A 13,995-nucleotide genomic window follows, 5' to 3' on the forward strand; every position below is an offset into this window, starting at 1 on the left:
ACCACCGAGGATAATTTATGGGTATTCATGTCGTTCTGCGTCATCAGACCGAGTATGACTTTGATCGTTTGGTGGAAATCCATCCTCACGTGCTGCGTCTGCGGCCAGCGCCGCACTGTCGCACTCCGATTCTTGCCTATTCACTGGAAGTCAGCCCAGAAAAACATTTCCTCAACTGGCAGCAGGATCCTTTCGGGAATTATCAGGCCCGTCTGGTTTTCCCTGAACGCGCCAAGGCCCTCAAATTCAACATCGAAGTCATTGCCGATCTCAGCATAATTGACCCTTTCGATTTTTTTATTGAAGAGCGGGCAGAACGCTGGCCCTTCCGTTACGAACCCGCATTATATAAAGAGCTGGCTCCCTACCTGGAAAAAGAAAAAGCCGGGCGCTTACTGCAACAAATGTTGCTGGGCATCATCAAACGCAAACAGCGGACCATTGATTTTCTGGTCGGCATCAATCAGCAGTTACAAACGGCCATCGCTTACACCCTGCGCATGGAAGTCGGTGTCCAGACTCCTGAAGAAACCCTGAAAAAAGCCAGCGGTTCCTGTCGGGATAGCGCCTGGCTGCTGGTACAGCTTTTACGACATCTGGGTCTCGCGGCCCGCTTTGTTTCCGGCTATCTGGTTCAGTTGGTGGCCGATCAGGCACCCATCGAAGGGCCCTCCGGCCCCGCCCAGGATTTCACGGATCTACACGCCTGGGTGGAAGTGTACATCCCCGGGGCAGGCTGGATTGGTATGGATCCGACTTCCGGTCTGTTTGCCAGTGAAGGGCATATTCCACTGGCCTGTACGCCGCATTACCAAAGTGCCGCACCGATCAGCGGTGCCACCGGAAAATGTGAGGTTACCTTTCATTTTTTCAACCAGGTCACCCGGCTGCCGGAAATACCTCGGGTCACCAAACCCTATACCGAGAGCCAGTGGGAAGAAGTCATGGTACTTGGGGGAATTGTCGATGACCGCCTGCAAGCGGCAGATGTCCGTCTGACTATGGGCGGGGAGCCCACTTTTGTGGCTACGGAAGCTGTCGATGATCCCCAATGGAATCTGGAGGCACTGGGCAAACACAAACGGGAACGCGCTGAGATCCTTTCGGAACGTCTGCGCAAGCATTTTGCGCAAGGGGCTTTGCGGCATACGGGTGAAGGTAAATGGTATCCGGGCGAACCCCTGCCCAGATGGGCCTTGGGCTTATACTGGCGCAAAGATGGCTTGCCGGTGTGGCAAAATCCGGCATTGCTGGCGGATCCACTCAAGGATTACGGCTGGAAACCCGAAGATCTCCATCATTTCGCCTGTCAGCTCTGCGAACAATTGCAGGTAGACAGCACCCGGCTCATTCCTGCCTACGAAGATGCCTGGCATGTACTTCATCAAGAGGGACGGGTTCCGGTCAACATTGACCTCAGTACCCATCGCCTCGACGATCCTTTGGAGCGTCAGGCCCTCATCGAAAAGCTGCAGACCGGCCTGGACCGCCCCGTGGGTTGGGTTCTACCTTTGGCCTGGGAATGGAATCAGCAGTGCTGGCACTCCGCAACCTGGGTATTTCGCAGCGGACGCCTGATTCTCATTCCTGGTGACTCGGCTTTAGGTATGCGCCTGCCCCTCGATAGTCTGCCGTGGATGGTCGATCCGCACAAAAAATGGCAACCGGAAACGGACCCCTTCGCGCCTTTACCGCCCTTACCGGATTTGCACGCCAAGCCGACTGTAGAGAGCCGCGATAAATCCCAAACAGCGAAAAGCCAAGCCAGCAACAAAGCCCCCAGCTGGGAGGAAATCCCGCACACGGCGGTCACCCTGGAAATTCGCCAAGGCTGTCTGTATTGCTTTTTCCCACCCCTGCAGGTGACTGAACATTATTTGCGACTACTCAGCGCGCTTGAAGCCACTGCGGCTGCCCTGAAAATGCCGGTCGTCATTGAAGGTTACCCTCCGCCCAGTGATCCCCGCCTGGAAAAGCTGCTGGTCACACCGGACCCCGGTGTTATTGAGGTGAACATTCACCCTTCTTCCAGCTGGCCGGAAATGGTGGAAAAAACCAATCTACTTTATGAAGAAACCCATGCCTGTCGCCTGACCGCCGAAAAATTCATGCTGGACGGTCGCCACACCGGTACCGGCGGCGGCAATCACATGACGCTGGGCGGCGCCACCCCCGGCGACAGCCCTTTCCTGCGCCGTCCGGATTTGTTGCAAAGTCTCATTACCTATTGGCAACATCATCCGGCGCTGTCCTATTTTTTCAGCGGAATGTTTATTGGCCCGACCAGCCAGTCACCCCGGGTGGACGAAGCCCGGCATGAAGCACTTTATGAACTGGAAATTGCCTTTACCCAGGTACCACCGGGCACTGTCGTGCAACCCTGGCTGGTAGATCGCCTGTTTCGCAATCTTTTGGTCGACATTACCGGAAATACCCATCGCGCGGAAATCTGCATTGACAAACTTTACTCGCCGACCGGTTCCGCCGGACGCCAGGGACTGGTTGAACTGCGTGCCTTTGAAATGCCGCCCCATGCGCGCATGAGCCTGGTCCAGCAGTTGCTGGTCCGCAGTCTGATTTTACGCTTTTGGGAAGATCCTTATCGTCATGCCCTGATTCGTTGGGGAACGACGCTTCATGATCGCTTCATGCTGCCCCATTATGTTTGGGAAGATTTGCGCGAGGTCTGTACCGATCTGCAAAACCACGGGATCCTCTTTCAACTGGAATGGCTGACACCCTTTTCAGAATTTCGCTTTCCAGAACATGGTCATGTACAGATTGGGGATGTGCAAATAGAACTGCGCGCCGCCATTGAGCCCTGGCATGTTCTCGGTGAGGAGGTTACCGGAAGTGGCACCGCCCGCTACGTGGACTCGTCCATTGAACGTCTGCAGGTCAAGGTCACTGGCATGACTCCCGGACGACATATACTGGCCTGCAATGGGCGGCGTGTCCCGCTGCAGACCACCCGAGCCTCGGATACCCAGGTGGCAGGGGTGCGTTATCGGGCCTGGCAGCCGCCATCTGCCCTGCATCCAACCATTCCGGTGCATTCGCCACTGACATTTGATTTGATCGACACCTGGAATGGACGCAGCATCGGCGGCTGTACCTACCATGTCATGCATCCGGGTGGACGCAATTCGGAAATATTCCCCGTCAATGCCTGGGAAGCCGAGGCTCGCCGCCAATCCCGCTTTACCACGACCGGGCATAGCCAACCCGAATCGATACCTTCTGCACCCTCTATCATGGGGGATAAAGCGCTCCCTAGTGAGGGACGTTTCGTTGCCAGAGGCAGCGGTGAATACCCCTGGCAAGCACCTTATGATGAAGAACAACCGGATTATCCACATACTCTCGATCTGCGCATGGCCAGATCCCCAAAGCCAAGGCCCTAACCCGCATCGTGACGCTGATCACGATGCTGTGACAGGAGCACTTCTGCCTGGCCGCCCAGATATACATATATGCCCAAGGCCACCAACAGCAATGCAGCAGCTACCAGCAGCAGTACCGCCAACCAAAGATTCTGAGGAGCATCCAGAGCAAATTTGAACACGAGCATCAGGCCTTCGATGGACACCGCAATCAGGATGGCGGCAATAAATCGGGTCAAAGTGCGTCGCGTAGTACTATGACGACGAATGTCTTTGCGCAGCAGGACTTCCTCTTCAAAAATGGTTTTGGACAGATCAAATACGGCCAGCGCCAGGGTAAACAAAATGGTCGCCTGAAAGGGTGCCGTAAAATCCCCTGGCGCGGCAACCGCCGACCAGACCTGCTTCAGGCTGACGAGCGCATGAAAACCCAGAGCGGCGCTGACTGCCAGCAGACCAGTCGAAAACAGGGTATAAATGGCCTTGAAATAGGGTTCGAAGCCCCGTCGGATATCATCTTCTTCAAGCAGGGCGAGGGCTCTATCCAGCTCGCTATCAGCTACCAGCATGCCCAGCAGTTGCCCCTTTTCATCACGAATAGGCGCTGCGGCGGTCACACAAATATGACCATTGGCTGAAGATAAATAGGGTTCGGTCAGGACTGGAGACAAGGCATTGAGGGCCAGACGGTAATAAGGTCGGTGGCTGCGATCCACGCCATCCCCATCCTCTTTACCAGCAGCACGGCGCCGGGAAGCAGCCACATTATCCCCGATTTGCCGACCCTCCGCATCCAAGAGGTAGCACAAATCCAGAAAAGGGTGGCGATTAATGAGGCAAGTCAGCTTTTTTCGTTGTTCATCCGCATGCTGCTGCAACAATGCCGGACTGGCAAGGGCATCGACGACGCCCCCCAGCAGTGCGGCAAGATCCTTGCGTACCTCGCGAAAATGCTCGAAGCGATTCATGACTCACCCCCAACAGGTCGCTCGTGGCGTCTATGTGCAAATTGATCAGATCATGACCTATGGATAGTGCAGCAAGGGGCGTGCCATATCCTCAACATCTTCTCTTCTTAAACCAATCTACTCACCTAAAAACGGGAATCAGCATTTCGTAAAAAAAGATGGCACGCTTTCTGCTTTATAAAACTTGATCATGGTCATCTGATCACTCCTCCTCAAGTGGCTTCCAGGGCGGTCCTCCCGCCCTTTTTTTTGTGCAAAGCGCATGCTCATCGCCAAATATTCACATAATCCACTGATAAACAGCCGGTTAATATTTTGTAAGGCATTTCTGGACAGAAACTTTCCGGTCGGGATGCGGACTGGCGTAACCCGCCGCCATGCACCATAATCGTGCATAGAGCGCACCACTGACGAACAATTTGTCAGTACACAGTGCAGGAATACACAGCAGGCCTCATCGGGGGAAATAACCAGAACTGCCCGCACTTTGGCACAGGAAATGCTTAACAAAAACACATCCTTCAACACCTGAACCCTAAGGTCGCGTGCATGTCCAAAAGATTCAGGCTGTAAACCATCGCGGCTTCGCCGCAAGGAGTGGCAAATGGCGTTATTCGACCGTTATCAAGAGCGTTTTCTGCAACAGCAGGAAGTCACCCTTTCCCTGGATGCTTATCTGGATCTCTGTGCCCGAGAACCCATAGCCTATGCCAGCGCTGCAGAACGTATGCTGGCTGCCATCGGTGAGCCGCAGATGATTGACACTCAGGCTGATCCCCGACTGTCGCGAATATTCATGAATCGCAAGTTGCTCACCTACCCGGCTTTCAAGGATTTTTACGGCATTGAAGATGTTGTCGAAAACCTGGTGGCCTATTTCCGCCATGCCGCCCAGGGACTGGAAGAACGCAAGCAGATTCTCTACTTGCTGGGTCCGGTTGGGGCTGCCAAATCTTCTTTGGCCGAGCGGTTAAAGACCCTGATGGAGCAGTATCCCATTTACTGTCTGGCCGCCAACGGCAAGGTTTCGCCTCTTTACGAATCACCTTTGGGTTTGTTTGATCGTGATGAAGATGGCCCCATACTGGAGGACCGTTTTGGTATTCCCCGTCGTGCCCTGAATGGCGTGATGTCTCCCTGGGCGGCCAAACGCTTGCGCGAATTTGGCGGCGACATCCGTAAATTTACGGTGCAGCGCCTGATGCCATCGCAATTGCATCAAATCGGCATTACCAAAGTGGAGCCCGGCGACGAAAATAATCAGGACATATCCAGCCTGGTGGGCAAAGTGGATATTCGCAAGCTGGAAGATTTTTCCCAGGATGATCCCGATGCCTACTCCTACGCGGGTGGCCTGAATGTCGCCACCCAGGGCGTTCTCGAATTCGTGGAAATGTTCAAGGCACCGATCAAGATGCTGCATCCGCTGCTGACTGCCACCCAAGAGGGCACCTACAATGGTACCGAGGGCTTTGGAGCCATGCCTTTTCAGGGCATTATCCTCGCCCACAGCAACGAATCGGAATGGTCCGCTTTCCGCAACAACAAGCGTAATGAGGCCTTTCTTGACCGGGTATATATTGTCAAGGTGCCCTACTGTCTGCGGGTCACGGAAGAAACCCGCATCTACCACAAACTCCTGGAAAGCAGCGCCCTCAGTAATGCCCCTTGCGCACCCGACACCATGGACATGCTGGCGCGCTTTTCAGTGCTCAGCCGTCTCAAGGAACCGGGCAACAGCAGTCTCTGGTCCAAAATGGAAATCTATGACGGCAAATCCTTGAAAGACAAGGATCCCAAGGCCAAAAGCCTGCAAGAATACCGGGATGCTGCCGGCGTGGATGAAGGCATGGATGGCATTTCTACCCGTTTTGCCTACAAAATCATGTCGCGAACCTTCAATTTTGACAGTGACGAAGTCGCTGCCAATCCCGTCCATCTGCTGCACGTGCTGGAAACGCAAATTCGTGCCGAACAGTTCCCTGCGGACACCGAATCCCATTATCTGGCTTTTCTGAAAACCGAACTGGCACCCCGCTATGCCGAATTTCTGGGTCTGGAAATCCAGAAAGCCTATCTCGAAAGTTATGGGGATTACGGTCAGAATCTTTTTGATCGTTACATTCAATATGCTGACTTCTGGCTCCAGGATAACGAATTCCGTGACCCCGACACCGGCCAACTCATGGATCGCGGCCTACTGAACGAAGAGCTGGAAAAAATCGAGAAACCGGCGGGTATTGCCAATCCCAAGGACTTCCGCAATGAAGTAGTCAATTTTGTCCTGCGGGTAAAGGCTTCCAATGATGGGATCAGCCCTTCCTGGACCAGCTATGAAAAACTGCGTGCGGTTATCGAAAAGAAAATGTTTGCCAATACTGAAGACCTCTTGCCGGTGATTTCCTTCGGCAAAAAAAGTTCTTCCGACGATGAACGGAAACATCAGGATTTTGTAGCTCGCATGACCCGAAAAGGCTACACGGAAAAACAGGTACGCCTGCTGGTGGACTGGTATATGCGCTATCGTAAACACCACTGAAATTCGGGATCTATCCAATTCTGATCTTTGCCCGCGTCTGCGGGCATTATTTTACCCTGAAAACGCTGCACCATATTAGTGCAAATTTTCGATGATTTGCTCTCTCTCCTGGCTCAAAATACCTCTATTCGTTGTTTTTAATGGCTTGCACGGTTTTTGCTAATCCAAAATTGCACACACGGGGCATTCAGCCTCAGGAACGATGGAAAAAAAGGAGCGATATGATGAAGAAGGGAGCAAGGCAATACATATTTCGAGGAACGGCATGGGTGGGTGCCCTCGCACTTCTGGGGAGTCCGCTGGCAGAGGCAGGTACCAGCACGCCCAGTTTCAATAGTGGGGATACTGCCTGGATGCTGACATCTACGGCACTGGTGCTGCTCATGACCGTGCCGGGTCTGGCGTTGTTTTATGCAGGCATGGTCCGCAAAAAAAATGTGCTGGCGACAGCTGCCCAGAGTTTCGCGGTCACGGCGCTGATTTCGGTATTGTGGATGATGCTGGGATACAGCCTGTCTTTCACCACAGGTAATGCCTTTATGGGGGGCATGAGTCGCTTGTTCCTCAATGGCCTGGGGCTGGATTCGGTCAGCAGTCTGGCGCCGACCATCCCGGAATCCGTGTACATGACCTTCCAGATGACTTTTGCCATTATCACCCCGGCACTGATTGTGGGCGCTTTCGCAGAGCGCATGAAATTTTCGGCCCTGCTCTGGTTTACCGGTCTGTGGTCCCTGCTGGTCTATGCACCCATCGCCCACATGGTCTGGGGACCCGGCGGCTGGCTGGGCGCCGATGGCGTCCTCGACTACGCCGGCGGTACCGTGGTGCACATCAATGCCGGTGTAGCTGGCCTGGTAGCGGCGCTGGTCATGGGCAAGCGCGTCGGCTACAAGCATGATGCCATGCACCCCAATAATCTCATGTACACACTGATAGGCGCTTCGTTACTGTGGGTAGGCTGGTTTGGATTCAATGCCGGGTCTGCGGTCGCAGCCAGTGATCGGGCAGGCATGGCGCTGGCGGTTACACAAATTGCTACTGCGGTCGCGGCTCTGGCCTGGATGTTCGCAGAGTGGGTGGCGCGGGGTAAACCCACGGTATTGGGCATGACTTCCGGAGCTGTCGCTGGGCTGGTAGCCATCACCCCGGCTTCCGGTTTTGTTGGTCCCATGGGCGCATTGTGGATAGGGATTGCAGCCGGCGTCATTTGTTTCTGGGCCTCCGTCTACCTGAAAAACTGGATGGGCTACGATGATTCCCTGGATGCCTTCGGGGTCCACGCCATGGGTGGTATTGTCGGCGCGCTGCTCACCGGGGTGTTTGCCGTCAAAGCTATCGGCGGCACGGCTGGCGTGCTGGAAGGCAATACTGGGCAGTTGCTGATCCAGGCCACCGGAGTGGGCGTCACGATTGTGTATGACGCCATCGTCAGCTTCATCATTCTGAAAGCCATCGACTGGACCCTCGGCTTGCGCGTCAAAGAAGAGCAGGAAAGGGAAGGGCTGGATATTACCCAGCATGGTGAGCAGGTTTACGAATAACCCGAAAATGGACCGGTGTCGGGCCGCTGCAAGGCCCGGCACAGGTCCCTGGGCGGGCTGATCAGAACACGATTTGCAGGCATATTTCTGCCTGTTTTCCAGAACGATCTACGCGCGTAAACTGGAAGTATCGAGCGTGCTCTGCTCAACCTGTAACGAGAGCATCCCGCAGTCATTCTCTTGCGTCATCATCCGGAAAAGACTTGGTTTTCCGAGGAGTCTGCCATGAGTACGATTATCGACCGGCGCAGTTCCGGAACCCGATCCACCAGTAATCAGGAGCGTCTTCAAAGAAGGGTGCGCGCCCGCCTGAAAAGCGCTGTGGAAAAAATGGCGCGTTCCGGTTCCATTGAAGATCTGGCAAACGCTGATCAACCCATTTCCATACCCACCCGCGATTTACATGAACCCAGCTTCCGCCGGGATCTCAGCGACTCCTCATGGGAAAGGGTCTTGCCTGGTAACAAGGAATACCAGCGTGGCGACGAAATCAACAAACCCGAAGGCGGGGGTGCCGGTCAGGGCCGTGAAGGTTCTCCCGATGGCCTGGGCGATGACGAAGTCGCCATCGTCCTGTCCGCCGATGAGTTTCTGGATTTGCTTTTTGATGGACTGGCTTTGCCCAATTTACGCAAAACCGCGCAGGGCGATGTCCAGGCGGAACAATGGCGTCGCGCCGGATTTATCAAGGACGGCAGCCCCTCACGTATGCATGTCGGCCGCACCATGCGCGCTGCCCGGGCTCGCCGTCTGGCTCTGCGTGCCGGCAAACGCCGCGAGCTTCAGGAGCTTGAAGAAGCCCGCAGCAAACTGCAGGAGGAAATCAGCACACGCATTGCCCGCAAGGCGGATGTTTCCCTGGAACAGGAACGTCTGAAAAATCTGGAAGAACAGATTTCCATCCTGGCGCGCAAAATCAAGGCGATTCCCTTTATTGATGAAGCCGACCTGCGCTTTGCCCATATCGACCAGCAACCTCATCCCATCACCAATGCGGTCATGTTTTGTGTCATGGATGTTTCGGGCAGTATGGGCGAAAAGGAAAAAGATCTGGCCAAGCGTTTTTTTCTGCTGCTCTACCTTTTTCTGCATCGCCATTATCAAGCCGTACAAATTGTTTTCATCAAACATCACAGTACGGCAACAGAATGTACTGAACAGGCCTTTTTTGGTGCCCGGGAGGGTGGCGGCACCCTGGTTTCTCCGGCCATCATGCTCACCGAAGACATCATGGCCAAACGCTTTCCGGTCGACCGCTGGAATGTCTACGTCGCGCAGGTTTCCGATGGTGACAACTATTTTGCCGATAATACGGTCGTGGCTGAACACCTACATCAGCTTTTACCGCGCCTGCGCAATCTCTTTTACCTGGAGGTCAACCGTGAAAACGAAAGTGATCTTCTGCAACTTTATGATGACATAGCGGAAGATTACCCTGAACTGATCACCGCCAGAGCCAGTGCCCGGGAAGATATTTACCCGCTCTTCCGCACCCTGTTTTCCAGCGAGGAGATCCCCAGCCATGTCTAAGTTCTTGTTTACGGATAACGATTGGACTTTTCCACGACTGGATGCGGTCACAGAAGCGATTGCCGTCATCGCCGCAGAAGAACTCCATCTGGATACCTATCCCAATCAGTTGGAAGTCATCAGCGCCGAGCAAATGCTCGATGCCTACGCGTCTATCGGCTTGCCGGTCTATTACGCGCACTGGTCTTTTGGCAAACAGCGCGCCATTGAGTCTGGTCAGTACCGGCGCGGTGAAATGGGTTTGGCCTATGAGCTGGTCATCAACAGTGATCCCTGCATCAGTTATCTCATGGAAGAAAACACCATGACCATGCAGACCCTGGTCATTGCCCATGCTGCTTTTGGACATAACGCCTTTTTCAAAAACAATGCTTTTTTCCGGCAATGGACAGACGCCGAAGGGATTATCGATTATCTGGCTTTTGCCCAACGCTATATTGCCCAATGCGAAGAACGCTTCGGGATGGATGCGGTGACCGATGTCCTCGACGCTGCCCATGCCATCAGTCGCAACGGCATTGACCGGGCGCGCCGCCCGCGACAGCTTTCGGCGCGGGAAGAAGAACAGCGCTGGCAGGAACGGGAACGTTATCTGGAACAGCAGGTTTTGGAAATATGGCGCACCCTGCCCCCTGCACACACTCCCAGCACCCATTCTCCGGACATTTTCCCCTCTGAACCACAAGAAAACCTGCTCTACTTCATTGAAAAAAATGCCCCGCATCTGGAAGGCTGGAAACGGGAAATTTTGCGCATTGTCCGCAAAATCACCCAATATCTTTACCCGCAGGGCCAGACCAAAATCATGAATGAAGGCTTTGCCTGCTTTGTCCACTATCACATCATGCACAGCCTCCACGCCAAGGGTTTACTGACGGATGGTACGCTGCTGGAGTTTTACGCCAGCCATACGGCTGTGGTCATGCAGCCCGATTTTGATGACCGCCGTTATAGTGGCCTCAATCCCTATGCGCTGGGTTTTGCCATATTTCAGGACATCAAACGGATCTGCGTAGCGCCTACTGAGGAAGACCGGCGCTGGTTCAGTTTTGCCGGCGACCCGGACTGGCTGAAACACATTCACTTTGCCATGCGCGAATTTCGTGATGAGAGCTTTGTACTGCAATATCTTTCACCCAAGGTGATGCGGGATTTACATCTGTTCTCCCTGCACAACGCGGTAGATAAAGCGACCTACCGGGTCAGCGCCATTCATGATGATGCGGGCTACCAACACCTGCGCGAAGCTCTCGCCCAGCAAATTGCCGACAGTAGCCGCCCTCCGGACATTCAGGTCATCTCTGTAGATCGCTGGGGAGATAGGCAGTTACGTCTGAAACAAATGGACCAGCAGGCCCTGGACCTGGAAGAAGCCCAAAAGACTTTGGGATATATACAGCAGCTCTGGGGTTATGACGTCCATCTGGATATTGAAGATCAGACCTTGACGGTGCCACAACCCCGGCCGGGCGATAACGCACCACTTTAATGCATCAAGCACTATTTTGGTGCATTCCTCTAAGCACACCCTCGTTAAATTTACTAATCAGTCTGTTTTTTAATGATTTTTTTCATGGCATTGAATTTGCTAAACGCTTTCTGCAACTACACTGACAGGGAGCGTTACTTCAATGAAAAACAGCAAAAAAACATTCAGCAGTCGATATCACCCCATTTTCCTGGCGATGCTGGCTGTTTCGCCCTTCGCCATGGACAACGCCGAGGCAGACCCCTTGGCTCTACCCAGCCCGCTGACCTTCAATGCCGGTCCTTTGGGTACCCTGAATGTTCAAGGCGTAGCCAGTGGCTATGGGGTATGGCAGGACAACAAGTTCCCCAGCTCCAGCTTTCCGGGTAGCAAATCCGCCTCTGCCGATATCAGCAATGGCATGGTCATGATCTCCAAAAATTCCGGCCTCGTTCAATTTGCCGTCCAGGCCGGTGCCTATAACGTCATGACCCTCGGTGCCAATTACGCTTCTACCGGGACGTTTACCCAAGACACTTTTGGAGCGCTGCCCACGGGTTATATTGAAATTGCCCCGAATGATCATTTTAACGTCCAAATCGGCAAACTTTTTACCCTGATCGGCGCGGAATATACCTTCAGCTATCAGAACTGGAATATTGCGCGGGGCCTGCTCTGGGGCCAGGAAAATGCCGTCAATAAGGGTATCCAGTTCAACTATAGTGCCGGACCCATTACCGCCGCCGTCTCCTGGAATGACGGATTTTACTCCAATCGTTTCAACTGGATGAGCGGCATGGTCAGCTGGGCGCTGGACAAGCAGAACACGCTCTTCGTTGAGAGTGGCGGGAATCTGGGTCATACGGATTATGCCTACTCCAGCATTGCCACCACGCCTTTGCAAAATAATGAGGCTATTGTCGATGTCGGGTACACCTACAGCGGGGGTAATCTTGTCGTCACCCACTATATGCAATACACCAGCGTTCCTGCCAGTGCCATCCAGGCCTTGGGTGCAGGCAGCAAAACCACCAGCACCCTGGGGGGCGCCATCCTCGCCAACTACAGCCTGACGGACAAGATTTCCCTGGCTGGTCGCGTCGAATATATCAGCAACTCGGGAAGCGCCACGGATGGCTCGGCCAATCTGACAGGCTTCGGGGCAGGATCTCACGCCTGGTCGCTGACGGCCACGCCCACCTATCAGGATGGCGGCTTTTTTGCCCGCGCCGAACTCTCTTATGTCAAGGCCAGCATGGCCAGCGGTACCGGTTTCGCAGGTACCGCTGGGCTCGCCAAAAGCCAGGTCCGTGGCATGGTCGAGACCGGCTTTATGTTCTAACCCCCGGGGGGGTATTACCCCCGGGATGTTCCAACCCTGTGCAAGAGGTAACGTCATGAAATTGATTACTGCCATTGTTAAACCCTTCAAACTTGATGATGTCCGCGAGGCCTTATCGGCGGTGGGGATTCAAGGCCTGACCGTCACCGAAGTCAAAGGCTTCGGGCGCCAGAAAGGTCACACTGAACTCTACCGTGGTGCTGAATACGTCGTAGATTTTCTTCCCAAGGTCAAAATCGAAACCGTCATCAGTGATGATGCCGTCGATCAGGCCATCGAAGCCATCGAGAAAGGCGCCCGAACCGGCAAAATTGGTGACGGCAAAATCTTTGTTTCGGAAGTTCTGGATGCCATCCGTATCCGTACCGGTGAAACCGGTAACGACGCACTTTAAATTTAATCCGTTCTACAACCGCTCTTAAATTGTTAAAAGGGGGAATTACCTCATGTCAGTAGCTTGGCTGAATACGGGCGATAATGCGTGGCAGCTTACTGCCGCAACTATCGTCGGAATGCAAAGTGTTCCGGGGCTCGTGGTACTTTACGCGGGCATTGTTAAAAAGAAATGGGCTGTCAACTCTGCTTTCATGGCCTTTTATGCTTTTGCTGCTGTTCTGATTGCCTGGGTGCTCTGGGCTTATAATATGGGCTTCGGTCATCAATGGTTTCCCTTCGTTGGTTTACCGCATCCCATTATCAGCATGAATGATGAGCTTACCCAGGCATTGTTACCGACTTCCAACACTACGGCGGCATTTCCCATGTCGACCATGGTGTACTTTCAGTTTGTGTTTGCGGCTATCACTTTGGTGATTATGGCCGGGGCGTTTCTGGGGCGCATGAGTTTCAAAGCCTGGATGATATTTGTACCGCTGTGGCTGACCTTTTCTTACACCGTTGGCGCCTTCAGTCTCTGGGGTGGTGGTTTTCTTTCTACTCTTGGCGTTATCGATTACTCCGGTGGTTACGTCATCCATCTTTCTGCAGGTATTGCCGGGTTTGTCGGTGCGGCAGTGATTGGTCCCCGCCTTGCTCGGGATCGTGAAAACTTCCAGCCCAACAACGTGCTGTTGATGCTGGTAGGTGCGGGTATTCTCTGGCTCGGCTGGAACGGCTTCAACGGCGGTGATCCCTATGCTGCCAGCCGCGACGCCGGTGCTGCCGTATTGAATACCAATATTGCCACCGCCGTCAGCGTGATCGTCTGGACGATTATGGATA

Annotated in this window: 9 protein-coding genes and 1 pseudogene; 8 read left to right on the plus strand and 2 right to left on the minus strand. The window is 53.9% G+C overall.

Going from position 1 to position 13,995, the window contains the following annotated elements:
* Positions 1–17 precede the first annotated feature (17 nt).
* A complete protein-coding gene (locus HJG40_RS03995) occupies positions 18–3,404 on the plus strand; it encodes a transglutaminase family protein (RefSeq protein WP_215862998.1) in 3,387 nt (1,128 codons plus the stop codon).
* Here HJG40_RS03995 and HJG40_RS04000 read toward each other — a convergent pair.
* Together HJG40_RS04000 and HJG40_RS04005 are read right to left on the minus strand one after the other, a co-directional pair.
* Positions 3,401–4,351 carry a PDC sensor domain-containing protein gene (locus HJG40_RS04000; RefSeq protein WP_215862999.1) on the minus strand — a complete coding sequence of 317 codons (951 nt, stop codon included), beginning with the start codon at positions 4,349–4,351 and terminating at the stop codon, positions 3,401–3,403. The two genes, HJG40_RS03995 and HJG40_RS04000, sit on opposite strands and share 4 nt — an antisense overlap.
* A 138-nt stretch (positions 4,352–4,489) precedes the next feature.
* Positions 4,490–4,747, minus strand: coding sequence for a hypothetical protein (locus HJG40_RS04005; RefSeq protein WP_215863000.1), 258 nt, complete (start codon positions 4,745–4,747; stop codon positions 4,490–4,492).
* Positions 4,748–4,955: 208 nt separating this feature from the next.
* Here HJG40_RS04005 and HJG40_RS04010 point away from each other — a divergent pair, with 208 nt between their 5' ends.
* From HJG40_RS04010 to HJG40_RS04040, 7 genes and pseudogenes are all read left to right on the plus strand, one after another.
* Positions 4,956–6,890 (plus strand): PrkA family serine protein kinase, encoded by a 1,935-nt coding sequence (locus HJG40_RS04010; RefSeq protein WP_215863001.1) that lies wholly within the window; start codon positions 4,956–4,958, stop codon positions 6,888–6,890.
* A 221-nt stretch (positions 6,891–7,111) separates the two neighbouring features.
* Positions 7,112–8,434, plus strand: coding sequence for an ammonium transporter (locus HJG40_RS04015; protein WP_226857086.1), 1,323 nt, complete (start codon positions 7,112–7,114; stop codon positions 8,432–8,434).
* A 225-nt stretch (positions 8,435–8,659) separates the two neighbouring features.
* Positions 8,660–9,964, plus strand: coding sequence for a YeaH/YhbH family protein (locus HJG40_RS04020; RefSeq protein WP_215863002.1), 1,305 nt, complete (start codon positions 8,660–8,662; stop codon positions 9,962–9,964).
* Positions 9,957–11,453, plus strand: coding sequence for a SpoVR family protein (locus tag HJG40_RS04025; RefSeq protein WP_215863003.1), 1,497 nt, complete (start codon positions 9,957–9,959; stop codon positions 11,451–11,453). The genes HJG40_RS04020 and HJG40_RS04025 overlap by 8 nt, the downstream gene beginning before the upstream one ends.
* 142 nt (positions 11,454–11,595) lie before the next feature.
* A complete protein-coding gene (locus tag HJG40_RS04030; protein WP_215863004.1) occupies positions 11,596–12,774 on the plus strand; it encodes an outer membrane beta-barrel protein in 1,179 nt (392 codons plus the stop codon).
* Between the two features lie 55 nt (positions 12,775–12,829).
* Positions 12,830–13,168, plus strand: coding sequence for a P-II family nitrogen regulator (gene glnK / locus HJG40_RS04035; RefSeq protein ID WP_010639279.1), 339 nt, complete (start codon positions 12,830–12,832; stop codon positions 13,166–13,168).
* A 52-nt stretch (positions 13,169–13,220) separates the two neighbouring features.
* Positions 13,221–13,995, plus strand: a pseudogene (locus HJG40_RS04040) (ammonium transporter); the annotation flags it as partial.

The organism is Acidithiobacillus concretivorus (assembly GCF_018853445.1).
Classification (GTDB): Bacteria; Pseudomonadota; Gammaproteobacteria; order Acidithiobacillales; family Acidithiobacillaceae; genus Acidithiobacillus; species Acidithiobacillus concretivorus.